Origin of the sequence: Actinomycetospora aurantiaca, from assembly GCF_037401875.1 — a bacterium.
GTDB classification, from domain to species: domain Bacteria; phylum Actinomycetota; class Actinomycetes; order Mycobacteriales; family Pseudonocardiaceae; genus Actinomycetospora; species Actinomycetospora aurantiaca.
On sequence record NZ_JBBEGN010000006.1, the window covers coordinates 17,258 to 40,470 of the forward strand.

Annotated in this window: 19 protein-coding genes and 1 tRNA gene; 10 read left to right on the forward strand and 10 right to left on the reverse strand. The window is 75.3% G+C overall.

Going from position 1 to position 23,213, the window contains the following annotated elements; all coding sequences use genetic code 11:
* Position 1 precedes the first annotated feature (1 nt).
* Both glmU and WCD74_RS13940 read right to left on the reverse strand, forming a co-directional pair.
* Positions 2-1,471, reverse strand: a complete 1,470-nt coding sequence (glmU, locus tag WCD74_RS13935; protein ID WP_337695450.1) for a bifunctional UDP-N-acetylglucosamine diphosphorylase/glucosamine-1-phosphate N-acetyltransferase GlmU — start codon at positions 1,469-1,471, stop codon at positions 2-4.
* A 108-nt stretch (positions 1,472-1,579) separates the two neighbouring features.
* Complete coding sequence (locus tag WCD74_RS13940) at positions 1,580-3,355, reverse strand: diguanylate cyclase (protein WP_337695451.1); 1,776 nt, start codon at positions 3,353-3,355, stop codon at positions 1,580-1,582.
* Positions 3,356-3,521: 166 nt separating this feature from the next.
* Between WCD74_RS13940 and WCD74_RS13945 the strand changes: the two genes are divergently transcribed.
* Complete coding sequence (locus WCD74_RS13945; RefSeq protein ID WP_337695452.1) at positions 3,522-4,232, forward strand: phosphatase PAP2 family protein; 711 nt, start codon at positions 3,522-3,524, stop codon at positions 4,230-4,232.
* A gap of 7 nt (positions 4,233-4,239) precedes the next feature.
* Here the strand turns inward: WCD74_RS13945 and WCD74_RS13950 are convergent, their stop codons facing one another.
* From WCD74_RS13950 to WCD74_RS13970, 5 genes are all read right to left on the reverse strand, one after another.
* Positions 4,240-4,698 carry an ATP-binding protein gene (locus WCD74_RS13950; RefSeq protein WP_337695453.1) on the reverse strand — a complete coding sequence of 153 codons (459 nt, stop codon included), beginning with the start codon at positions 4,696-4,698 and terminating at the stop codon, positions 4,240-4,242.
* 87 nt (positions 4,699-4,785) lie between these two features.
* The gene (locus tag WCD74_RS13955; protein ID WP_337695454.1) at positions 4,786-4,983 is read right to left on the reverse strand and encodes a hypothetical protein; all 198 of its coding nucleotides are present in this window, start codon (positions 4,981-4,983) and stop codon (positions 4,786-4,788) included.
* Between the two features lie 86 nt (positions 4,984-5,069).
* Complete coding sequence (locus tag WCD74_RS13960; protein WP_337695455.1) at positions 5,070-5,558, reverse strand: MarR family winged helix-turn-helix transcriptional regulator; 489 nt, start codon at positions 5,556-5,558, stop codon at positions 5,070-5,072.
* A gap of 43 nt (positions 5,559-5,601) precedes the next feature.
* Positions 5,602-6,015: an NUDIX domain-containing protein gene (locus WCD74_RS13965; RefSeq protein ID WP_337695456.1), complete on the reverse strand. Its 414-nt coding sequence runs from the start codon at positions 6,013-6,015 to the stop codon at positions 5,602-5,604.
* 23 nt (positions 6,016-6,038) lie between these two features.
* A tRNA-Gln gene (locus tag WCD74_RS13970) sits at positions 6,039-6,109 on the reverse strand.
* Between the two features lie 159 nt (positions 6,110-6,268).
* Between WCD74_RS13970 and WCD74_RS13975 the strand changes: the two genes are divergently transcribed.
* The 6 genes from WCD74_RS13975 to WCD74_RS14000 all read left to right on the forward strand — a co-directional run bounded on the left by WCD74_RS13975 (position 6,269) and on the right by WCD74_RS14000 (position 13,093).
* Positions 6,269-7,273, forward strand: coding sequence for an LCP family protein (locus WCD74_RS13975; RefSeq protein ID WP_337695457.1), 1,005 nt, complete (start codon positions 6,269-6,271; stop codon positions 7,271-7,273).
* A 494-nt stretch (positions 7,274-7,767) separates the two neighbouring features.
* Positions 7,768-9,294, forward strand: coding sequence for a sugar transferase (locus WCD74_RS13980; protein WP_337695459.1), 1,527 nt, complete (start codon positions 7,768-7,770; stop codon positions 9,292-9,294).
* Positions 9,294-10,550 (forward strand): class I SAM-dependent methyltransferase, encoded by a 1,257-nt coding sequence (locus WCD74_RS13985; RefSeq protein WP_337695460.1) that lies wholly within the window; start codon positions 9,294-9,296, stop codon positions 10,548-10,550. Before WCD74_RS13980 ends, WCD74_RS13985 begins: the two co-directional genes overlap by 1 nt.
* 18 nt (positions 10,551-10,568) lie before the next feature.
* Entirely contained in the window at positions 10,569-11,396 is an 828-nt protein-coding gene (locus WCD74_RS13990) for a sugar phosphate nucleotidyltransferase (protein ID WP_337695461.1), read from the forward strand.
* Between the two features lie 4 nt (positions 11,397-11,400).
* Positions 11,401-12,042: a PIG-L deacetylase family protein gene (locus WCD74_RS13995; RefSeq protein WP_337695722.1), complete on the forward strand. Its 642-nt coding sequence runs from the start codon at positions 11,401-11,403 to the stop codon at positions 12,040-12,042.
* A gap of 25 nt (positions 12,043-12,067) precedes the next feature.
* Positions 12,068-13,093, forward strand: a complete 1,026-nt coding sequence (locus tag WCD74_RS14000; protein ID WP_337695462.1) for an NAD-dependent epimerase/dehydratase family protein — start codon at positions 12,068-12,070, stop codon at positions 13,091-13,093.
* A 66-nt stretch (positions 13,094-13,159) separates the two neighbouring features.
* Here WCD74_RS14000 and WCD74_RS14005 read toward each other — a convergent pair whose 3' ends face one another.
* A complete protein-coding gene (locus tag WCD74_RS14005; protein ID WP_337695463.1) occupies positions 13,160-13,699 on the reverse strand; it encodes a dTDP-4-dehydrorhamnose 3,5-epimerase family protein in 540 nt (179 codons plus the stop codon).
* A gap of 48 nt (positions 13,700-13,747) precedes the next feature.
* On the opposite strand from WCD74_RS14005, the gene WCD74_RS14010 reads away from it, so the two are divergent.
* From WCD74_RS14010 to WCD74_RS14020, 3 genes are all read left to right on the forward strand, one after another.
* A complete protein-coding gene (locus tag WCD74_RS14010) occupies positions 13,748-14,944 on the forward strand; it encodes a class I SAM-dependent methyltransferase (RefSeq protein ID WP_337695464.1) in 1,197 nt (398 codons plus the stop codon).
* Between the two features lie 209 nt (positions 14,945-15,153).
* Positions 15,154-17,427 (forward strand): O-antigen ligase family protein, encoded by a 2,274-nt coding sequence (locus WCD74_RS14015; protein ID WP_337695465.1) that lies wholly within the window; start codon positions 15,154-15,156, stop codon positions 17,425-17,427.
* An 8-nt stretch (positions 17,428-17,435) separates the two neighbouring features.
* Positions 17,436-19,676 (forward strand): Wzz/FepE/Etk N-terminal domain-containing protein, encoded by a 2,241-nt coding sequence (locus WCD74_RS14020; protein ID WP_337695466.1) that lies wholly within the window; start codon positions 17,436-17,438, stop codon positions 19,674-19,676.
* A 488-nt stretch (positions 19,677-20,164) separates the two neighbouring features.
* Here WCD74_RS14020 and WCD74_RS14025 read toward each other — a convergent pair whose 3' ends face one another.
* Positions 20,165-21,226, reverse strand: coding sequence for a glycosyltransferase (locus tag WCD74_RS14025; RefSeq protein WP_337695467.1), 1,062 nt, complete (start codon positions 21,224-21,226; stop codon positions 20,165-20,167).
* Positions 21,223-23,205: a glycosyltransferase gene (locus WCD74_RS14030; protein ID WP_337695468.1), complete on the reverse strand. Its 1,983-nt coding sequence runs from the start codon at positions 23,203-23,205 to the stop codon at positions 21,223-21,225. The genes WCD74_RS14025 and WCD74_RS14030 overlap by 4 nt, the downstream gene beginning before the upstream one ends.
* Positions 23,206-23,213 lie beyond the last annotated feature (8 nt).

A 23,213-nucleotide genomic window follows, 5' to 3' on the forward strand; every position in this document is an offset into this window, starting at 1 on the left:
GTCACTGCTCCTCCTGGTCGCGGCCCTCGGGTGCCGCCGCCTGCGCCCGGCCGGCGGCCTCGGCCGCCGCGGTCCCGGGACGCCTGCGCTCCACCCAGCCCTCGATCGTCCGTTGCGGACCCGAGGACACCGCGAGGGCGCCCGCCGGGACGTCCTCGCGGACCACGGTGCCCGCTCCCGTGTACGCGCCGTCCCCGATGGTGACGGGCGCCACGAAGGTGTTGTCACTGCCGGTCCGGACGTGGTCGCCCACCACGCTACGGTGCTTGGCCACCCCGTCGTAGTTGACGAAGACACTCGACGCGCCGATGTTCGACTGCTCGCCGATCGTCGCGTCCCCGACGTAGGTCAGGTGCGGCACCTTCGACCCGCGGCCGATGCTCGAGTTCTTGACCTCGACGAACGTGCCGATCTTGCCGCGCTCGGCCAGCTCCACGCCGGGCCGCAGGTAGGCGAACGGCCCGACGGAGGTCTCCGGCCCGATCGAGGAGTTGCTGCCGTGGGTGCGCACCACGGTGGCGCGGGCCCCGACGGTGACGTCGGTGAGGGTGGTGTCCGGCCCGACGGTGGCGCCCTCGGCGACGGACGTGGTGCCGTGCAGCTGGGTGCCGGGCAGCAGCGTGACGTCGCGTTCGAGCCGCACGCCCACGTCGATCCAGGTGGTGCGCGGGTCGGTCACGGTCACCCCGGCGCGCATCGCGCGCTCGACGACCCGGCGGTTGAGCTCCGCACCGAGCGCCGCGAGCTGGACGCGGTCGTTCACGCCGGCGACCAGCCACGGGTCGGCGAGCTCGACGGCGCCGACGCCCAGCCCGTCGCGGTGGGCCGTGGCGACCACGTCGGTCAGGTAGAGCTCGCCCTGCGCGTTGTCGGTGCCCAGCTCGGCCAGCGCGCGGCGCAGCACGGCGAGGTCGAAGGCGTACACCCCGGAGTTGACCTCGGTGATGGCCAGCTCGTCCAGGGAGGCGTCGGACTGCTCGACGATCGCCGTCACGCCGCCCTTGTCGTCCCGGACGACGCGTCCGTAGCCGGTGGGGTCGTCCATCTCGGCGGTGAGCAGGGTGACCGCGTTGCCGGCGTCGTCGTGCTCGGCGACCAGCGCCCGCAGCGTCGTCGCGTCGAGCAGCGGGACGTCGCCGTAGGAGACCAGGACGGTGCCGGTGGCCGCGGCCGGCAGCGCGTCGACGCCGCAGGAGACCGCGTGCCCGGTGCCGCGCCGCCGGTCCTGCACCGCGGTGCGCACCTCGCGGCCGAGCTCGGCGCCGACCTGCTGGCAGTGCGTGCCGACCTCCTCGCGGCCGTGCCCGACCACGACGACGAGGTGCTCCGGGACGGCGCCGGCCGCCGCGTGCAGGGCGTGCCCGAGCAGGCTCCGGCCCCCGACGGGGTGCAGGACCTTCGGGGTGGCCGACCGCATCCGGGTGCCCTCACCCGCGGCGAGGACGACGACCGCGGTGGGGGTCGGCGGCATCGGCTTCCGGCTCCTGGGGGACGGGGGTGATCGAGGAGCTCCGGTGCACGGGCACCGGGCATCACCGAGTCTCCCACCCGGCGCGGGGCCGGGGGCGCTCAGGGGTGCTCAGCCCCCGACGACGAGGCCCTCCGCCGGGGTGTCGGTGTTCTCGTCGAGCACCACCGCGTTGCCGCCGCCGTGCTTCGCCTCGTACATGGCGCGGTCGGCCCGCGCGAGCAGCGTCCCGGGCGTGACCCCCGAGTGCACCGTCCCCGCGACCCCGACCGACAACGACACCCGGGACCCGTCGCCGACCTCGACGCCCGCCACCGCGAGCGCGGCCCGCTCCAGCGCGGCACGCGCGTCGGACTCCGAGCTCCCGGGCAGCACCACCACGAACTCGTCCCCGCCGTAGCGGGCCACCAGGTCGTCCGCCCGCAGGCAGCGCCGCAGGGTCTCCGCGACCAGGCGCAGCACCTCGTCGCCCCGCGCGTGCGAGACGCGGTCGTTGATCGTCTTGAACCGGTCCACGTCGACCATCGCGATCGCGAGGGCCGACCCGGCCCGGCTGGCGACGGTGGTGAGGTGGTCGGCCAGGGCGTCGTCCAGGGCCCGGCGGTTCGGCAGCCCCGTCAGAGGGTCGGTGCGGGCCTGGGCGGCGACCTCGCCGTGCTCGCGGCGCAGCTGCTCGTGCGCGATCCGGGTGCGCAGCGACAGGACCCGGGCCTGCTGCAGCGTCCACAGCTCGCGCTCGAGATCGGCGGTGTAGTCGCGCAGCGCCCGGCGGCCGGGGACACCGCCGAGATGGTCGGTCGCGACGTGCACCAGGTCGCGGCTGACCGCCAGCGCGAGGCCGGGCTCACCCCGTGGCCGGCGGTCGCGGACCCCCGCGAGGCCATGTGCGGCCTCGTCGGGTCGTCCCGCCCGCACGAGCGCCCGGGCGCGGGCGAGGGCGACGAGCAGGTGGTCGGCCAGCCCGACGCACGGCCGGTCGGGCGGCCCGAGGGCCTCGACGTCTCCCCGGGCGAGCGCCGCCGCCTCGGCGGGCGGGCGGAACGGCTCGCCGTGGCGCACGAGCGAGACCACCGCGCGCAGCGCCCGCCGGTGCTCGCTGCCGAGCAGGGCGGGTTCGGCGTGCAGCGCGGCGGCCCGCCGCCCGGCCTCGGCGAGCAGCGGCGCCCCGTCGCGCCCGGCCCGCGCCAGCCGCAGACCCCAGGCGGCGAGGACCCGGATGAGCTCGTGCTCGCAGCGCGCGGCGGCCAGCAGGTCGCCGTCGTCCTCGGCGATCACCCGCGCCCGGATCAGCAGCGGCTGGGCGTTCTCGTGCAGCCCCAGCGCCGCGAGGGTGGAGGCGACGAGGCGGTACGTGTCCTGGAGGTTCCCCCGGTGCTCGCGGGAGGTGGGGGCGTGGTCGACCGCGGCCTGCTCGTCGAGCCGGGTGAGCGCGCGGGTCGCCGCCGCCAGGGCCGACTCCTCGTCGTCCGCGAGCAGGGCCCGGCGGGCCAGCAGCGCCTCGGCGTCCACCGCGAACAACGTCAGCCCGTGCTCGGACACGACCGCGACGAGCTCGTCGAGGGTGCGCTCCGCCGCGTCCGTGTCGACGGCCGACGGCGCGGCCTCCGGCGCCGTCCCGCTCCCACGGACCGCGAGCAGGGCGGCCGCCGACTCGCGCAGCAGCACCGACCGCGTCGCCGGGTCCCGGCCTCGGCTGCGGTCCACGAGGTCGGCCAGGGTCGCGAGATCGGCCGCCGCTCGCACGTGCGGCACACGGGCGGCGCGCGCGCCCGTGGCGCGTGCGTGCGCGAGGACGCTCTCCCGCGGGGCGCTCTCCGGCCGGGCGAGGGTGCCCCCGCGGAGCGCGCCGCCGGGCGGGGTGCGCCCACGCTCGTCCGTCCGTGCCACCCCCGCACCCCCTCGACCCCGGCCCGACGACCCCGGTGCGGTGAAGTCCACACTCTCGGTCACGGAGCGCGGACCGGTCGTCGCTCGTTGTCACCGGGGATTCTGCACATGCGGACGCCGTCGGCCCCGTCCGGGTCCGTCGGTGCGACGAGAGAGGGGCCGGTCCATGGCGAACGGTCGCGCAGGGGTCGGCATCCGGCTGATGTCCGCCCGCGCCCGGCGGATGGTCGGGCCGGTCGTCGGGGTGGGGATCGTCGTGATCGGCGTGCTCGCGGTGCACGCCGCGGGCCGGAGCTCCCCCGGCCGGACCGACCGCGCCCTCGCGGCCCTGGTTCCGATGCACCACGGGTCGTCGGCCGCCGTGGGCGACGCCCTCGCCGCGCTCGGCGACCCGGTCCCGGTCGCGGTGCTGCTGGTGCTCGGGGCGGGCGCGGCGTGGTGGACCCGGGGCGGGCGCGGACTCGCCCTCGTCCTGGTGGCACCGGCCGCGGCCATGGTGACCACCTCGCTCGTGCTCAAGCCGATCGTCGGCCGGACCCGCGGCAACGAGCTGGCCTTCCCGAGCGGCCACACGACCGCGGTGGCGGCGCTCGCCGCGGTGGCGGCGGTGCTCGTGGTCTCCGCGGTGTCCCTGCGCGCCCGCACCCGGGCCGGCACGGTCGTCGGGCTCGGGGTCCTGGTGCTCGCCGTCGGGGTGAGCCTGGTCGGGCGCGACGTCCACGACCCCAGCGACGTCCTGGGCGCCCTCGGCGTCGTGGCGGCGGTGGTCCCGCTCGCGGCGCTGGCCGTGGACGCCTTCGCCGATCTGGCCGAGCCGGAGCGGACCATGGGCGGTCCCGACGACGAGGCCACCCGGCGGTTGCCCGCCCTGCGCTGAAGGTCCGTCAGGCCGGGGCGGCCGAGCGGTCGTGCGCCCCGGAGGGCAGCCGGCGGCGCAGGGTGACCACGGTGCCCGGCTCGCCGCGGTCGACGCTGGTCTCGGCCAGGCTCTCCATCATCGCCAGGCCGCGACCCCGCGAGGACGGTCCAGACGGCGGGTCGCGCCAGCGGCCGCGGTCGGTCACCACCACCGCGACCGTGCCGTCGCGCACCTCTGCCCGCAGCGCCATCGGCCCCGGGTCCTCGCGCGCGGCGTAGGCGTGGTCGACGACGTTCTCCAGCGCTTCGCTGGTCGCGAGCACGAGGTCGTCCGTCAGGTCGGCGAGCTCGTCCTCGGTGCCGGGCGGGGCGGCCACCTCCAGCGCCTCGCCGAGCCACCGGCGCAGCGCACGGCGAAACGCGCCGACCTGCGGCGGCGCGGCCTCGGCGGTCAGGTCGAGGTCGGGCGGGGCCTGCGGGGACACGGGTCTGTGGGCTCCCGACGGCGACGGAGGCGGGCGTGGTGACCCCGTCTCATACCCCGCCCCGGAACCCGGGAAACCGCGGCGGGCTCACGCGCCGGCGGTCCGCACCCGTTGCTCGACGGGGAGGTAGCCGGTCCGGTCGTCCAGCGGCGTGCGGACGTCGTAGCGGCACTGGTCGTGGACCACGGCCGGTCCCCACACCCACAGCCGCGGCGCCTCCCGCGGGGCCAGGCCCACCACGCGCACCATGCCCTCCGCGTCCGGGAGCACCGGATGCGCGCACACGGGGCAACGGGCGGTGGGCGACACCCGATCAGATTGCCCGCGACCGATCCCGCTGGCAAGGCCCGCGCGGGACGATCGGCGCGGGCTCAGGCGCCGGCGGCCCGCTGCTCCTGCAGCGTGGTGGCGACCCGCAGCCGCTCGGCGAGCTCGTCGAGGCGGTGGCGCAGGTCGGCGAGGTCGGACCCGTCCATCCCGGTGGCGCGCTCCACGTCGCGCTGGACGAGGCGGGCGCGGTCGTAGAGCTCGCGGCCCTCCTCGGTGCAGGCGATCTCGAGGGTCCGCTCGTCCTCCGGGCGCCGCCGACGGGTCACGCGGCCCTGCTTCTCCAGGCGCTTGAGCAGGGGCGAGAGCGTCCCGGAGTCCAGGTGCAGCTGCTCGCAGAGGAAGCCCATCGACACGGCCTCGTACTGCCAGAGCACGAGCATCACCGCGTACTGGCTGTACGTCAGCCCCAGCGCGTCCAGGCCCTGCCGGTAGCACGCCGTCATCGCCCGGGAGGCGGAGTGCAGGGCGAAGCACAGCTGCCCGTCGATCGTGAAGGGCTGCGTGCCGGTACCGGAGGCCGCGCTCGTCATCCCACCAGGGTAAACGTAAGCGGGCCGTCACGGGGCGTCCTCGTCACACCGGGTCGACCGGGAGCAGGCCGGCGCGGTCCAGGATGTCCAGCAGGTCCGTGGTCAGGGGGAGACCGGCCAGCTCCGCGCGCGTGAACCACCCGACGTCGGCGGCGTCGTCGCCCGCGCGCAGGCGACCGCCCACGGCGGTGGCCACGAAGTCGTGGATCTCGAAGAGGACGCCGTCGGGTCCGGGCCGGTCCAGGACGAGCCACTCGCGCCCGATCTCGACGACGAGGCCGGTCTCCTCGGCGACCTCGCGCGCGGCCGCCCGGGCCGGGGACTCGCCGTCCTCGACCCGTCCACCGGGCAACGTCCAGCGACCGGCCTGCGGCGCGCGGCCGCGCTGCACGAGGAGGATGCGGCCCGCCTCGTCGTGGACGACCGCACCTGCGGCCGCGACCCGGGTGGGCTCCACGAGGTCGTCCTCCCCTCGTGCTGCTCCGCCGCCTGGATTCGAACCAGGATCATCGGAACCAAAATCCGAGGTGTTGCCCTTACACCACGGCGGATGAGGGCCGACGTGGTCGGGCCCGCGCTCATGGTGACACGGCGGCCGCCGGTCTCCCGCGCGAGCCGCCCCACCCCCGACGTCACGAATCGTGACCTCACGAGACGTCATCGTTGCGTCACCCGCCGTCAGGAAGGCGCCGGGGCTCCGTCCTCGGGGCGTGACCAACACCACCGTCAGCCGGCCGGGCGCCTCCCGCGAGCGCCGCCGCCGTCGTCAGGCCCGCACCGCGCTGGTCGTGATCGCCGTCCTGGCGGTCGCGGTCGTCGTCGCCGTGCTCGCGGTGGGGACCCACGTCGTGGGCCGCACCGTGCGCTACCCGGACGTGTTCGGGCCGATCCCGGAGAGCTCGCGGCCCGCGCCGGCCGCGGACGGCGCGCAGACCTACCTGCTCGTCGGCACGGACGACGGCTCCCCGGTCCGGGCGTACTTCGGCAGCCCGATCGCCGGCTCGACGATCCAGGTCGTGCGGCTGGCGCCGGACGGGGAGAGCGCCCAGGTGGTCGGGATCAGCCGGGACACCCCGGCGCCGGTGGAGGGGGGTGCCGGAGGCACGGCGCCGCTGGGGTCGGCGCTGGCGACCGGCGGCCCGACCGGCCTCGTCCGCGCCGTCGAGGGGCTGACCGGAGTGCGGGTCGATCACTTCGCCACCGTCGACTTCCCCGGGTTCCGCGGCCTGGTCGACCGGTTCGGCGGCATCGACGTGGGCGTCGCGGCCCCGACGACGGGCGGGGCGCCGCTCGAACGCATGGACGGGGCGCAGGCGCTCGCCTACCTGCGCGCCGCCGATCTCCCGGGCGGTGAGGCCAGCCGTGTCGCCCGGGAGCAGAACGTGCTGCGCGGCCTGCTCTCCGGCGCCGCCCAGGCCTCCCCGCTGGCGCTCCCGGGCACCGTCGCGGACCTCTCGCACGTGGTCGGCTTCGACGACACCATGGGCGTGGTGTCGATCCTGCGGCTCGGCGCGGACCTGGCGACGATGCGCGGTGAGGCGATCACCTTCGTCACCGCCCCCATCGCCGGACCGGGTGCGCCGGGTGACCGCGGCCGGCCCGCGCAGCTGCTCGCGCCGTCCGCGTCGACCCTGTTCACGGCGCTGCGCGACGGCCGGGTGGGTGACTGGGTGGCGCAGAACCGGCCCTCGCAGGCGGTGACGGCGCCGCGCTGAGGCGTGACCGCGGGCGGCCGCGCTCGTTGATCCCCACCAGGAGCCGAGCCGATCTCGTGCATGACGAGACTCACGCCCGGGATCGGCGCGCAACCCGTCCGGCGCACGCGCGTCCTTCGTGGTGGAGGACCCGATCCGCCTGCCGAGGGTGGACGCCGTGCGAGGGAGGTGAGCGGGTGAGCGAGCCGGGATCGACGCGTTCGGACCCGTCCACCCCCGGACACCACCGCACGGGCGACGAGCGACGTCGGGCGACGGTGACGCGGTCGGTGGACCGCGTCCCGGCGCTGGAGAGCAGGGGCGAACGCGTGAGCGGCACCGGACTCGACGGCCGGACCGATGCGGGCGACACCGGGGAGATCCCGGCGGGCCCGGAGACGCAGCGGAGCGGAGCTCGACCCGCGACACAGGAGACGCAGCGGAGCGGAGCTCGACCCGCGACACAGGAGACGCAGCGGAGCGGAGCTCGACCCGCGACACAGGTCGGTTCGACCGTGAACGACACGAACGGCGCGGCTGCCCCCGAGCCGTTCGTCGACCCGGACCCCACCGCGCCGGGCTTCATCCGCATCTGGGACGACGAGGCCCCCGGTCAGCCGGGCAGCGTCGCCACGGCGACGAGCTGGCAGTCGAAGTTCGCGTTCTCGGTCGCGGCGAGCGACCTGCTGGTCCTCGCGTTCTGCGCGCTGCTCGGTGCCCTCGCGGGCTTCGGCGCGGGCTCCGGGACCACGGGGACGAACCCCTGGGCCCTCGCGGGCGTCTCGATGGTGCTGGTCCCGATCGCGATCGGCGCCGCGCGCGCCTGGGACCCGCGCGTGCTCGGCCAGGGCTCCGAGGAGTGGAGCCGGCTGATGCGCGCGTACGTCAGCGCGGCGATCATCCTGGCGCTGGCCGGTCTCGTGCTCGAGCGCACCGGCGTGCGGCCGTGGGTGTTCGGCATCCTGCCGGTCGCGGGGCTGCTGTCGATGGCCGGCCGCTACACGCTGCGCCGCTGGCTGCACCAGGCCCGCAAGCGGGGCCGCGGCCTGCTGCCGGTCCTCGCGATCGGCACCGAGGAGTCGGTCCGCGACCTCATCGAGCGGACCCGCCGGGTGGCCCACATCGGCTGGGTGGTCACCGGCGCCTGCACGCCCACCGGGCTCGGTGAGGACGGCCAGGGCCATGTCGCCGGTGTGCCGGTGATCGGCGACCTGGACTCGCTCCCGTCGTCGGTGCGCTCCGGGCGCTTCGGGGTCGTCGCGGTCGCGCAGACGCCGGGCTGGAGCCCGAAGCGGCTCCACCGGCTCGCCTGGGACCTCGAGGGCACCGGCTCGGAGCTCGTCGTCGACCCCGGTCTCATGGAGGTCGCCGGGCCGCGCCTGCACGTCGCCCCGGTCGACGGGCTCCCGCTGCTGCGCCTGACCGAGCCCCGCCTGTCGGGCATGACCCGGATCGGCAAGCTGCTCTTCGACCGCGCCGCGTCGAGCGCCCTGGTGCTCGCCCTCGCGCCGGTCTTCCTGCTGATCGCGCTGTTCGTCAAGCTCGACGGCGGGCCGGTGTTCTACCGGCAGACCCGCGTCGGGCTGCGCGGGAAGACGTTCCGGATGGTGAAGTTCCGCTCGATGGTCCCGGACGCGGACCGGCTGCGTGCCCAGGTGGTCGCGGGCGGTAACGACGGGTCGGGCCCGCTGTTCAAGCTCCGCCGCGATCCCCGGGTGACCCGCATCGGCTCGATGCTGCGCCGCTACTCTCTGGACGAGCTCCCGCAGCTGTTCAACGTCGTCGGGGGCTCGATGTCGCTGGTCGGGCCCCGCCCGCCGCTGCCCGGAGAGGTCGACGCCTACTCCGACGCCGCCAAGCGCAAGTTCCTGGTGCGGCCGGGCATGACGGGACTGTGGCAGGTCAGCGGCCGATCCGATCTGTCGTGGGAGGAGTCGGTCCGGTTGGACCTGCGGTACGTGGAGAACTGGTCGCCCGCCATGGACCTGGTCATCCTGTGGAAGACGGTCTCGGCCGTCTTCCGGGGTGACGGGGCCTACTGATGGGGACGCCCGCCCTGGCCTGTCGTCTGTGCGGCTCGACGGAACTGGAGAGCTTCGTCGACCTCGGGGCCACCCCGCCCTGCGAGCTGTTCCTGACGGCGGACGCGCTCGAGGCCCCCGAGCCGACGTTCCCGCTGCACCCCCGGGTGTGCCGGAACTGCCTGCTCGTGCAGCTGCCCCCGCTGATCGACCCGGACGAGACGTTCACCGAGTACGCCTACTACTCGTCGTTCTCGACGTCGTGGGTGGAGCACGCGCGGCGCTTCGTCACCGCGGCCACGGCCCGGGCCGGGCTCACGTCCGACTCACTGGTCGTCGAGGCCGCGTCGAACGACGGCTACCTGCTCCAGCACGTCGTCGCCGACGGGATGCGCGCCCTGGGCGTCGAGCCCAGCGTCAACGTGGGCCAGGCCGCGCGCGACAAGGGCGTCCCGACCGTCACGGCCTTCCTCTCGCCGGAGTCCGGCGCGGCGGTGCGGGCCGAGCACGGCCCGGCCGACCTCGTCGTCGCGAACAACGTCTACGCCCACATCCCGGACCTCGTGGGCTTCACGAAGGGCCTCCGCGCGATGGTCGCGGACGACGGGTGGGTGTCGATCGAGGTGCAGCACCTGCTGACCCTCGTGGCCCTGCGCCAGTTCGACACGATCTACCACGAGCACTTCCAGTACTACACCGTCGGCACGGCGATCCGGTCGCTCGCGTCCGGCGGGCTCGACCTGGTCGACGTGGAGCTCGTCCCCACCCACGGCGGGTCGATCCGGCTCTGGGCACGCCCGAGCGAGCTGGCCGAGCCGGCCTCGCCCGCCGTCGCGCAGGTGCTCGCCGAGGAGGCCAAGGCGGGCCTGGACACCGTCGAGGGCCACGCCGGGTTCGCCCGCGAGGTCTCGCGGATCCGCAACGACCTGATGCGGTTCCTCATCGACGCGGCCGACGCCGGCAAGACGGTCGTCGCATACGGGGCCCCGGGCAAGGGCAACACCCTGCTGAACTACTGCGGCATCCGCCCGGACCTGCTCGCCTACACCGTGGACCGGAACCCGTACAAGCACGGGCGCTACACGCCCGGCACCCGGATCCCGATCCACCCGCCGGAGCGCATCGACGCCGACCGGCCCGACTACGTGCTCGTGCTGCCGTGGAACCTCCGCGACGAGATCACCGCGCAGCTCGCGCCGGTCGCGGACTGGGGCGGCAAGCTCGTCTTCCCGATCCCGACCCTCGAGGTCGTGGAGCCCGGCAGCACCCCTGCCTGACCCGAAGGAAGTTCTGCAGTGAAGGTCGTCCTGTTCTGCGGCGGTTTCGGCATGCGCATGCGGGATGGGGACTCCGACGTCCCCAAGCCGATGCAGATGGTCGGTCCCCGCCCGCTGATCTGGCACGTGATGCGCTACTACGCCCACTTCGGGCACAAGGAGTTCATCCTGTGCCTGGGCTACGGCTCGCATCACATCAAGGACTACTTCCTCAACTACCGCGAAACCGAGTCCAACGACTTCGTGCTCCGCGAGGGCGAGGTGGAGCTCGGCGGCTCCGACATCGCCGACTGGACGATCCACTTCGTCCACACCGGCCTGGAGTCGCCGATCGGGGAGCGGCTGCGCCGGGTCCGCCACCTCGTGGCGGACGAGGAGATGTTCCTCGCCAACTACGCCGACGTCCTCACCGACGCCCCGCTCGACCAGATGGTCAAGCGGTTCGCCGACTCCGACGCCGAGGCGGCGCTGCTCGCGGTGCTGCCGCAGGCGGTGTTCCACATCGTCGAGTCCGACGACGAGGACCGGATCCACTCGATCCGCCCGGTCACCGACATGGGCGTGCGGGAGAACGGCGGCTACTTCGTGCTGCGGCCGTCGGTCATCGACCGCATCCCGGAGAACGGCGATCTGGTCGGCGACGCCTGCACCGCACTGGCCGCCGAGGGCAAGCTCATGGGCTACCCGTACGAGGGGTTCTGGCTCCCGGCGGACACGCTCAAGGAGCGCAACCAGCTCGAGGCCTCCTACCGGGCGGGCAGCCGCCCGTGGATGCTGTGGGAGAAGGAGCGGGGGCCCGACCTCCCGCCGCTGGAGAGCCTCGTCTCGCAGCAGCTGCAGTCCTGACGTGATGCAGCGGCTGGTCCCGGAGCGGCTCGACGAGATCGTCCTGCTCGGGGCGCACTGCGACGACATCCCGATCGGCGCGGGCGGCACCGTCCTGACGATCTGCCGGGCCCGACCCGGGGTCCGGGTCCGGGCGCTCGTGCTGTCCGGGGCGGGCACCGACCGGGAGGCCGAGGAACGCAAGGCCCTGGACGCCTTCTGCCCGGGCGCCGACCTCGAGGTCACCGTGCTCGACCTGCCCGACGGCCGGCTGCCCCACCACTGGCAGTGGGCCAAGGAGGCGCTGGAGTCGTTCCGGCGCACCTGTGAGCCGGACCTGGTGCTGTGCGGTCACCGCGCCGACGACCACCAGGACCACCGCGAGCTCGCCCGGCTCGTCCCGACCGTGTTCCGGGACCACCTCGCGCTCGGCTACGAGATCCTCAAGGCCGAGCCGGACCTCGCCCAGCCCCCGCTGCTGTGGCCGCTGTCGCAGGAGGCGGTCGACGACAAGATCCGCCTGCTGCACGAGCACTACCCCTCGCAGACCGGCCGGACCTGGTTCGACGACGAGGCCTTCCGCGGCCTCGCGCGGATCCGCGGCGTGCAGGCCGGTGTCCGCTACGCCGAGGGGTTCCACCCGACCCGCCTGCTGGTGGGTGTCTGACCGTCATCGATCGGAGCTGTCAACCGTGCGCGTCCTCCTGACCGGCCACCAGGGCTACCTGGGCACCCTCGCCGCCCCGATGCTCGCCGCGGCGGGCCACGAGGTGACGGGGCTGGACTCCGGCCTGTACGCCGACTCGATCCTGGGCGAGCTCGAGCAGCCCGACCCGCCGGCACTCGCCGTCGACCTGCGCGACGTGACCGTCGAGCAGCTGCAGGGCTTCGACGCCGTCATCCACCTCGCGGCGCTGTCCAACGACCCGCTCGGCTCGCTCGCCCCGCAGCACACCTACGACATCAACCACCACGCCTCGACGCGGCTGGCGCGCCTGGCCAAGGAGGCGGGCGTCGGCCGCTTCGTCTACGCGTCGACCTGCTCGGTGTACGGCGCGTCGGGCACCGACGACGTGCTCGACGAGGAGGCCCGGATGAACCCGGTGACCCCCTACGCCGAGTCCAAGGTGCGCGTCGAGGCCGACCTGGTGGACCTGGCGTCCGAGGAGTTCGTGCCGGTGTCGATGCGCAACGCGACCGCGTTCGGGTTCTCCCCGCGGCTGCGCGCCGACATCGTGCTGAACAACCTGGTGGGGCACGCCGTGCTCTCCGGGCGGATCCTCGTGATGAGCGACGGCACCCCGTGGCGCCCGCTGTGCCACGGCCGCGACATCGTCTCCGCCGCGATCGCGGCCATGGAGGCCCCGGCCGACGTCGTGCGGGCCCAGGCCTTCAACGTCGGCCGCACGGACAACAACGTGCAGGTCCGCGACATCGCCGAGGCCGTCAAGGTCGCCGTGCCCGAGGCGGAGCTGATCGTCACCGGCGAGACCGGCGGCGACCCGCGCTCCTACCGCGTGGACTTCACCAAGATCGAGAAGATGCTGCCGGAGTTCCGGTGCGCGTGGTCGGTCGCCGACGGCGCCGCGGAGCTGCTGCGCGAGTACCGCGCCCGCGGGCTCACCCAGGAGACGTTCGACCAGCGCTTCACCCGGCTCGCCGTGCTGCACGCCCGGCGGGAGGCCGGGACGCTGGACGAGACGCTGCGCCCGGTCTGAGGGTCCGACCCACCCGCGCCGTCGTGAGGGGAACCCTCACGCGGTCGGGGCGGGCGGATCTTCCCCTCACAGGCTCGCCAGCAGGTCCTTCCAGGAGCCGGCGGTGCGGTCGCGCTCGGAGATCGCGGTGACCTCGACCGGCCAGGAGATGGCCAGGTCGGGGTCGTCGTGGGCCACCCCGAGGTCCTCGCCGGGCGCGTGGGGCCGGTCGATCCGGTAGCAGACGTCGGCGTCCGTGATCGCCTGGAAGCCGTGCAGCAGCCCGGCGGGGACGTAGAGGTGGTGGAAGTCGACGTCGTCGAGCCGGAAGGACGCCACGGTGCCGAAGGTCGGCGAGTCGCGGCGGGCGTCGACGAGGACGTCGTGCACCGCCCCGTGGGCGACGCGGACGAGCTTCGCCTCGCCCGCCCCCCGGCGGCCGTGCATCCCGCGGATCGTCCCGGCCCGCGAGCGCGACTGGCTGTCCTGGGCCAGCGCACCCAGGTCCACCCCGTGCTCGGCCCCGATCGCCGCGTCGAACGTGCGGGTGAACAGCCCGCGGTCGTCCCGGTGCGGGGTGGGGACGAACACCAGGACACCGTCGATCGCGCTCGTGCGAACCTCCATGCGCCCCACCCTGTCAAAGCCGATCGACCCGTCGTCAGGAAGGACCCCATGACCCGCGAGGTCTCCGACTCTCATGGTCGAGCTCCGCTGCGCTCCGTCTCCGAGCCTGTGACCTGCCGCTGGTGCGGCTCGACCGAGGGCACGCTGGTGCTCGACCTCGGCGACCAGCCCGCCGCCGACCACTTCCCGGCCGCGGACGACCCGGGCCCCGATCCGGTGCACCCCCTGCGGATGTGGATGTGCGCCGGGTGCGGGCTCGCCAACCTGGCCGAGGACCCCACCACCCCCGAGGAGCCCCGCGGCGCCGAGCCGCAGGCGATGGTCGACCAGGCGCGGGACGCGGTCGCCCGGGTGCAGGCGGCCGGCCTGCTGAACGGTCCCGACGGCGGGTCGCGGCGCACGGTCACGGAGTTCGGCAGCCCGCACGGCGGGTCGTGGCTGGACCTGCTCGACGCCGTGGGCCTCGCGCCCGTCGCGGAGGGGGACGGCGCGGACCTCGTCATCGACTGCTTCGGGCTGATGCACGACGCGGACCAGGCCGCGGGCCTGGCGCGGCGCGCCGACGCGGTGGCCCCGGAGGGCACACTGCTGCTGCAGTTCCACACGCTCGCGGCGATCGTGGCCGACGGCGGGTGGAACGCGCTGCGGCACGGCCACTTCGCCTACTACTCGACGCCCGTGCTGGTGCGGATGCTCGCGGCCGTCGGGTTCGAGCCCACCCACGCCTTCCGGTTCGACCTCTACGGGGGCACCGTGCTCCTCGCCGCCCGGCGCACCGGGGTGGGCGGGCCGACCGACCTGCCGTCGGTCGAGCAGCTGGTGAGCGCGGAGCTGGCGGCGGGCGTGCTCGACCCGGAGGTCGTCGGGCGCCTCGAGGCGGCGACCGCCGCCAGCGCGGACGCGCTGGCCTCCCACCTCGCCGCCGCGCGCGACGCCGGACGGTCCGTCCTGGGATACGCGGCGGCCTCGCGCGCGGTGCCGCTGCTCAACCGGGCCCGGATCGGGCCGGACCTGCTGCCCGCCGTCGCGGACGGGTCGCCGGGCAAGCAGGGCCGGCGCTTCCCTGGGGTGCCGGTGCCGATCGTCGCCGTCGACGAGGTGGTGCGCCGTGGTCCCGACGAGGTGGTGCTGTTCGTGACCGACCTGCTCGACGAGATGCGCGGGCGCATCCCGGAGGTGGAGGCCGGCGGCGGGCGCTGGGTGGTCGTGGACCCGGCGGTCCGCGAGGCGGAACCACGCGCCTGAGTGAGACCCACGTCACCGCGGCCGCACCCGTCGTCGCGGCGCGGCGTCTTGCGGAGCGGTGGCCGCGATCGGCCCTGCTCAGCGGCGGGTGACCGGCGTGTCGGGGGTCGGCTCTAGACTCCCGGGGCGGAACGGCCGACGCGGCGGTGCCGACGTGTCACGTCGAGCCGACGGCCGACCGCAGACGATCGAAGGATGGGACGCGACGCATGACGGCAGTCGAGGCCCCCCGGGTGCCGGGCCCCCCGCCCGGACCGCGGGTCCCGCCGCAGCAGGCCGGCCCGCCGCCGCCCCGGCGACGCACCCCGCACCTGCGCGTCGCGGTCGCCGTCGTCGTGCTGACCACGCTGGTCGCCGGCGGCGCCACCTTCGCGGGGGTGTTCGCCTCGGTCGGCCGGTGGCAGAGCACCGCCGAGGTGGTCTTCAACAGCTCGATGCCCAACGACGAGAACATCGCCCGCGGCTCGCGCTACGTGCAGGACCGGCTGACCACCTGGGAGGCCCTCGGCGGCAGCGAGGCGGTCGCCCGCCGCGCCACCGAGCTCGGCGCCCGTCCCGGCGGCACCCCGTTCGACCCGGCGCAGGTCCAGGTCATCGCCAAGCACCTGACGGCCACCGAGATCCTCGAGGTCACCGCCACGTCGGACGACGAGGGCACGGTCTCGGCCGGCGCGGGGACCGCGGCACAGGCCCTGGCCGACGTCGTGCTGGCCAGCGAGCGCTACCCCGGCTCCACGAACTCGAAGGTGACCGCCCGGGTCGTCAGTACCGGGGGTCCGGCGGTCGACCACGGGCTCCAGGTCGCCCGGTGGTGGGGCATCATCGGCGCGGTCGCCGGGTTCGTCGTCTCGCTGCTCGCGTGCTCGCTACTGCGTCCCGGTCGCTGGTCGCGCGACCTCGCGCCGTTCACGATCCGGTCGCGGCGCCGCATGGTCGAGCTGAACCAGGCGGTGATGCACGAGGCGCTGCGCGACCTGGTCGTCACCGGCCTCCGGTCGCCGCCGGGCAAGATCGCCGTCGGTGTCGCGGCCCTCTCCGTCGCGGGCTACGGGATCACCGGGCTCGCGGTGTTCCCCCTGATCCCGGTGCTCGCCGCGGCGGTGTGGACGTGGAAGAAGGCCGACCCGCGCTGGTCGTCGGCGGCCCTGCTGTTCACCGGGATCGGCGTGTTCCCGGAGAAGGTCGACCTGGTCAAGCTCGGCCCGGTCACGCCCACCGTGCTCGAGGTGGCGCTGTTCCTCGCGTTCGTGCTCCTGCTGCGCGGCCGCGGGATCGCGCGATCGCCACGGCCGGTGTTCACCTGGCCGGTGATCGCCATCCTGGTGGCCGCCACCGTGGGCGCGGTGTCCGCGCTGGCGGTGGGCGGCGAGTTCAGCCTGATGATCGACAACTACCGGGCGCTGCTCATGGTGGCGGCGTTCTTCCCGGTGTACTTCGCCTTCGCGCGCCGCCCGCACCAGCTCATCGCGGTGCTGCTCTCGATCGCGGGCGTCTGCAGCTCGATCGTGCTCGTCGCCGCGGCGGCGGGGTGGTCGCGCCTGCTGGTCGACGAGCGCAGCTCCATCATCACCGGCTCGGACACCTCGGACGTCTCCCGCCTGTCCGGCCCGTCGCTCGACATGTGGGCGCCGCTGCTGATCCTGCTGCTCTCGGCGCTCATGCCGCGCAAGCCGCGGTGGCTGTGGGTCGGGCTGGTGCTGATCGGGATCGCCCACGAGGCCGCCAGCTTCAACCGGTCGACCTGGGCGCCGCTGGTCCTGCTGGTGGTCGCGGTCGCGGCGGTCACCCACGGTCCCAAGGGGCTCGTGCGGCGGTCCGCCGTGCTCGTCGTCGTCGGCGCCATCGGGCTCAGCGTCGCCCTCACCGGTCTCGCCGGCGGTCAGGCGAAGGCCATCGCCCTGCGCGCGACCAGCGTGGTGACCGGGCAGGCCTACGGCGAGGACAGCCTCCCGGACCGGCTCCGGGAGAACGCGGCCGCGTACGCGACCCTCGAACGCCAGCCCTGGGTGGGCGTCGGGGTCGGCCAGTACTACGGCGGGGAACTGCCGCAGTACGACAACGACCTGAGCCGCCCCTACGTCGACCCGCGGCCCTACATCCACAACCAGTACCTGCGCATCTGGCTCTACATGGGTGTGCTCGGGTTGTTCGCGTACGCCTTCGCCGGGACGCGGATCCTCTCCGCGACCCTGCTGTCCTGGCGGCGACGATCACCCGGGGCGCCCATGGTGGTGGTCGTCGGGATGGGCCTGGCCTGTCTCGCGGCGCAGTCGAGCCTGCAGACGATGCTGGTCGACCGGCCGGCCATCATCACCACGGTCGCGTTGATGGCGGCGCTCTCGGCGTTCGCCTCGTGGTCGCCGTGGCCGGTCCGTCGCCCCGACCCGCGCCGACCCGTGCCCCCACCGCGGAGCGCCCCGATGCGCCCCGCGCCGGGTCCGCCGCGACGGCCTGCCGCCCCCGCAGGCACCATGGAGGAGTGAGCTCACCGATGACCGTGACGTCAGCGCTGCGCAAGGCGTGGTGGGTGCTCGTGCTCGGGGCCGTGCTCGGCGCCGTCGTGGGGCTCGTCGTCGACCTGCGGGTGTCCGGGCAGGGGTACACCTCCTCGTCCCAGGTCCTGATCTCCGGGGGCGGGGGGCAGGACCCGGACGAGATCTACACGGCGAACCAGTACGTCAACCAGCGGATGTCGACGTACGCGGAGTTCGTGACGAGCGACCAGGTCCTCGGCCCGGCCGCCCAGCAGCTCGGCATCGCCGAACCGGACCTCGCGTCCCGCGTGACGTCGAGCACGAGCAGCGAGACGACCGTGCTCACGATCGACGTCCAGGGCGCGAGCCCGGACGACGCGGTGCGGTCCGCGCGGGCGGTCACGGAGTCGTTCACGCAGGCGGTCGGGGTCCTCGAGACGCCCGCGCCGGGGCAGCCGCCCCGCATCACCACCGACGTGACCGGCGACCCGTCCACGCCGACCCAGAGCCAGTCCAGCTCCGTGCTCCGGGTCGCGGGCGGTGCGATCGCCGGCCTGGTCCTCGTGCTGGTGGGCGTGGTCCTGTACGGGTCGCAGTTCGTGCGGCGCACGGGTGGTCGCGTCTACGCCTGGATCTCGTCCGACCCCGACGGCGCGCGGCCCCTCATGGGCCCGCCGACGGGCGCGAACCCGGCCGTCGGTCCGCCCCCGGGCTACTTCCCGCCCCCGGGCCGGCCGCTCCCGCCGCCCCCGCGGCCGGCCGCGGCCCAGCCGCCCGGTCCGGCCGTCGACCCGACGCCGACCACCCCGGTCTCCGCGGCGATGCTCGCCGAGGCCCGCGCGGCCGCCGGCGGTCCCGGCTCGGCGGAGGCCACGCACCGGGTGCAGCGCGACGGCGAGGGGTCCGGCTCGTCCACGGGAGCGGCCTCCGGGTCGTCCGAGGCGGGTGGACAGTCGGCGGCCGCGGCGTCCGGCGGTTCGACCCCGGCGAGCTCGTCGGGCACGGCCGGCTCCGGGCCGAAGCCGTCGACCCCCACGAACGGTCGTCCCGGGCCCGGGACCGGCTCGACGGGTGGTTCGCAGCCCCAGCAGTCCTCGACCCCGCCCGGGTCGGCGTCCGGCAAGCCGTCTCCCGGTGCGTCCGCGAAGCCGTCCCCCGGTGCTGCGGGGGCGGCCGCCGCCGGTGCCGCTGCGGGAGCGGTGGCCGGTGCTGCGGCGACCCGCGGGCAGGGGCCGAAGCCGGCGGGGCAGGGCGCCCCGACGCCCGGCCAGTCCTCGGGACCGGGGCAGACCCCGGGCGCGCCGAAGGCCGGTCAGAACCAGGCGGCGGGCCAGCAGGGCGCGCCGAAGCCTGCCGGTCAGGCCGTGTCGCAGGGGGCGCCGAAGCCGACGGGGCAGGGCGGCCAGCAGGCCGGGCCGCAGGGCGCGGCGAAGCCCGCAGCACAGGGCGGGCCCACGCAGTCGGGACAGGGCGGTCAGCAGGCCGGGCCGCAGGGCGCGGCCGCCAAGCCCTCGGGCCAGGGTGGCCAGCAGGCGGCCGCGAAGCCGGCGGGCCAGGGCGCGCTGGGTCAGGGTGGCCAGGCCGGTGCGAAGCCCAGCGGTCAGGGCGCACCGGGCCAGGGCAACCAGGGCAGCGGCTCGAAGCAGCCGCAGCCCCAGGGCAACCAGGGTGGCGGCTCGAAGCAGCCGCAGCCCCAGGGCAACCAGGGTGGCGGCTCGAAGCAGCCGCAGCCCCAGGGCAACCAGGGTGGCGGCCCGAAGCCGAGCCCGGGTCAGGGGCCGAAGCCCGCTCCGTCCGCGGGGGCACCGAACGGTGCTGCGGCCTCCGGCGGCACCGGCCAGAACGGTCAGTCCTCCGGCACGCCGAACGGAGCGAGCCCGAAGCCGGCGGCCGCCAACGGCGCGAAGCCGGCCACGAACGGGTCCGCGTCGAACGGCTCCGGTCCGGCGACGTCCACCCCGCCCGACGCGCCGACCAGCACGGTCAAGCGGCCGTCCTCGCCGACGCCCCGGCGCCCCTCGCCCGGCAAGCCGGTGTCGATCAAGCCGAAGGGCTCGTCGGCCGCGCCGACCGTGGCGCCGGGCGGCCATACTCCGCCGGCCCGCAATGGAGGGCTCGACGCGGACACCGTGGCGGTCGACATGCGGCGCACGGGTGGGCCGAGCCCGACTCCCCGCCCGCGCGCCAACGGCACGTCGAACCGCGTCGGTTCTGCCGCCTCCGGCGACACCGACCGTGGTGGCTCGCGCGGCACCTGATCTCGACGGAACGACCCTCGGCCCGGCTGCGGACTCCCGCGGCCGGGCCGTCGTCGTCTCCCGAGTGCTGCTGGGCCCGCCGACCCGGGTGGGTTCGCACTCGGCGCGGGACCGGGCGGTCGTCGTTCGCCGAGTGCTACCTGGGGCAGGTTCCGGGGCCGGTAGACCTGCGTGGTGTCGCATTCGGCGTGGGGCGGGACGGTCGTCGTTCGGCGAGTGCTACCTGGGGCAGGTTCTATGCCCCACGGACCTGCGTCACGTCACACTCGGCGCGGGACCGGGCGGTCATCGCTCGCCGAGTGCTGCGCGGGCCCGTAGACCTGGGTGTCGCGCTCGGCGGGTGACCGGGCGGTCGTCGTTCGCCGAGTGCTACCTGGGGCAGGTCTTGCGACCCGCCGACCTGCCCGGTGTCTCACTCGGCCAGGGGCGGCGCGGTCGTCGTTCGCCGAGTGCTACCTGGGGCAGGTTCTACGGCCCGCCGACCTGCGTCACGTCACACTCGGCGCCGGGGCCGCAGCGCGCCGGGTCCCCACGCGGGCGAAGACCCGGGTCCACGCCTCGGCGGCCCGGGCGGCGGAGAAGTGCGCCAGGTAGTGCTCGCGGGCGGCCGCGCCCAGCTCGGCGGCGACGGCCGGGACGGCGAGCCGGCCGAACACGCGTGTGAGCCCCGCGACGTCGTCCACCCCCAGCGGCGGCAGCGACGGCGGGCAGAACTCGGGCAGGCCGCCGGAGTCGGAGACGATCGTCGGGATGCCGAGCTGCATGGAGAGGACCTGCACGCCGCTCTGGGTCGCCAGCCGGTAGTGCGCGAGGGAGCCCTTCGCCCGGGCGAGGTCGGGGAGGACGTCCGCGTACGCGAAGTGCTCGCGCCGCCACTCGACGTGCTCCGGCAGCCGGACCGACTCCAGCGGGCCGTTCCCGAGCAGCAGCAACCGGTCGCCCCGGTACTCCGGCGACGCCACGTGCGCCGCCCACGCCTCCAGGGCCACGCCCACGTTCTTGTACGGCGACATCCGCCCGAGCAGCACGAAGTCCCGGCGCTCCACCGACGGCACCGGGGGCAGCGCCGCCTCCGGGACGTCCGAGGTCAGCGGCACCACGTCGACCCGCCGGCCGAACCGCGCGGACAGCACGGCCGCCACGTGGGCGCTGGGCGCCACGACGGCGGCCGCGGACCGCGTCTGGTGGTCCAGGACCGCGCGGCGGTGCCAGGGCCGTTCCTCGGTGGCGTCGTGCGGGCGGTCGTCGTGGACGACCTGCACCAGCGGCGCGAGGCGCGTCATCGGCAGCCACCGCGGGTCGTGCATCAGCTCGGAGACCACGACGTCGGGTCGGAAGCGCCGGGCCTCGGCCGTCACCCGGGCGAGCGGGGGCAGCGTGCGGGGGTCCTTGATCGCCGGGTCCAGGACCCGCTCGTCGGGCCGGGCGGCGACCTTCTCGTAGTGCTGGTCGGTGGTGACGACGAGGCACTCGTGCCCGGCTGCGGTCAGCGCGTCCACCTGCACCCGGGTGAGCGTGCGCAGCCACGGGGAGAGCCAGAGGACCCTCACAGCACGTCCGCCGGCTCCGCGGGGCCACCCGGGATCGGGCGGCCGAGCAGGCGGGCGAACGCGCGCTGGTAGGCGTCCGCCATGGCGGCGTCGGTGTAGTGCGCCAGCGCGCGCTCCCGACCCGCCTCGCCGAGGGCGGCCAGCCCGTCCCGGTCGTCCAGGGCCGTCGTCAGCGCGGCGGCCCACGCCTCGACCGTCGCGGGCGACACCACCACCCCGCCCGCGCCGTGGTCGAGCATCTCCGGGACGGTGCCGCTGGCCGACGCCATCACCGGCACCCCCCGCGTCATCGCCTCCACCATCACCAGCGGGAACGCCTCGAAGTCGCTGGGCACGCAGAGCACGTCGGTCTCCGCGAACGCCGCGGCGGGACCCGAGACCTGGCCCCACCAGCGGACCCGGTCGCGGACCGCGGACGGTGTCGCGGCCTCGAGACGCTCCCGGTCCGGGCCGTCGCCGAAGACGTCCAGCGTCCAGTCGTCGCGCCCCAGGGACTCCAGCGCCCCGATCAGCAGCAACGGGTTCTTGTACTCCAGCAGACGCGTCAGCATCGCCAGGCGCAGCGGGCCGGTCCGGGCCCGGAACGGCAGCGGCTCGGCGGCCGGGATGCCGTTCGGCGCCGCCATCACGAGACCGGTCAGCCGCTGGTGGCGGGACAGGTCAGTGTGGTGCTGGGCGGAGAGCACGATCAGCCCGTCCGCCGTGCGCAGCTGCCGGGCGATCGCCTCGGAGTAGGTGGGCCGGTCGAGCGGCGCCGGGTCGTGCGTCGCGGGCATCCACCGACGGCGCTGCCCCGCGGCGCGGCCCAGCGCCCGCCAGGCCCGGGCGAACGCCACCTCGGTGTTGGTGACCCCGCCGAGGATGATCGCGTCGTCGCCCGCGACCTCCACCGTCGGCTGCCAGAACGGCACGAAGGCCAGGCGCACCCGCGGGTCGAGCTCGGCGGTGTAGAGCCCGAGGCGCTGCAGGCACACCAGCGTCACCGGGTGCCCGCGGTCGACCAGGGCGTTGGCCAGCAGCACCCGCTGCCGCTCGGCGCCGCCCAGGGTGAGCTGGTTGGTGGTCACGACGATCCCGGGGCGCCCGGCCGCCCGCTCGGTCTGCGCGTCCCGACGACGACGGCGGGCGCTGCGCTTGGACCGCTGCACGCGGTCGAGGACCGCGGAGCCCAGCGCGAACACGGTGCCGGGTCCCCGGTTGCGGTCGTTGCCCAGCGCCATGACCTGGGCGGCGCGCAGGAGGTCGTCGCCGCGCTGGGAGGCCAGCGGGTCGTCGGTCTGGGTGCCCGCGGCCGCGTGGCGGACCTGCGGCCCGTCGTCGTCGACCAGCGTCAGCGTCCAGCCCGCGCGCCGGGCCGCCGGCTGCCACGTCGCGTCCTCGCCGTAGACGAAGAAGCGCTCGTCGAACGGGCCCAGGGCGTTCCACGCGTCGCGGGAGATGAGCAGGCAGCACCCGGCCATGTAGCCGTCGACGTCGTGCGGGGCCGACGGGTAGAGGTCCGAGAGCCGCGCCAGCCGCGGGTGCTCCCGCAGCCGCTTCGCGTAGCCGGCGGCGTTGAGCAGGTTGCGCAGCACGCTCTGCTCGCGGTGCGCCACGTCCCAGGGGAGCTCGCGGCCCTCGGGGTCGAGCACCGTGGGGGAGACCGCCGCGGCCCGGGGCCGCGCGAGGGCCGCGCGGGCCGCCGTCAGCGGGCCGATCAGCTCCGCGTCCGGGTTGAGGTGCAGCATGTCGGCGTCCGGGCACTGCGCGGCCAGCCGGTTCATCGCCGCGATGTAGCCCAGGTTGCTCTCGCAGAAGGTCCACCGGACGTCCGGCCAGGCCACTGCCAGCTCCCGCACTTCGGGCGAGCCGGAGGACGCGTTGTCCCAGACGTACACCGCCGCGTCCGGGAGGTGCTTCTCGACGCTGCGCAGCGCCCGGTCCAGCAGGTCGGCCCGACGGTAGGACACGATCAGGACCGCGAGCTCACGCACTGGCACGCCGCGAT

Coding starts and splice junctions, on each gene's coding strand:
- glmU (WP_337695450.1), bottom strand. CDS start 1,471: ATGCCGCCGACCCCCACCGCGGTCGTCGTCCTCGCCGCGGGTGAGGGC.
- WCD74_RS13945 (WP_337695452.1), top strand. CDS start 3,522: ATGGCGAACGGTCGCGCAGGGGTCGGCATCCGGCTGATGTCCGCCCGC.
- WCD74_RS13960 (WP_337695455.1), bottom strand. CDS start 5,558: ATGACGAGCGCGGCCTCCGGTACCGGCACGCAGCCCTTCACGATCGAC.
- WCD74_RS13985 (WP_337695460.1), top strand. CDS start 9,294: ATGGGGACGCCCGCCCTGGCCTGTCGTCTGTGCGGCTCGACGGAACTG.
- WCD74_RS13995 (WP_337695722.1), top strand. CDS start 11,401: ATGCAGCGGCTGGTCCCGGAGCGGCTCGACGAGATCGTCCTGCTCGGG.
- WCD74_RS14005 (WP_337695463.1), bottom strand. CDS start 13,699: ATGGAGGTTCGCACGAGCGCGATCGACGGTGTCCTGGTGTTCGTCCCC.
- WCD74_RS14010 (WP_337695464.1), top strand. CDS start 13,748: ATGACCCGCGAGGTCTCCGACTCTCATGGTCGAGCTCCGCTGCGCTCC.
- WCD74_RS14015 (WP_337695465.1), top strand. CDS start 15,154: ATGACGGCAGTCGAGGCCCCCCGGGTGCCGGGCCCCCCGCCCGGACCG.
- WCD74_RS14020 (WP_337695466.1), top strand. CDS start 17,436: ATGACCGTGACGTCAGCGCTGCGCAAGGCGTGGTGGGTGCTCGTGCTC.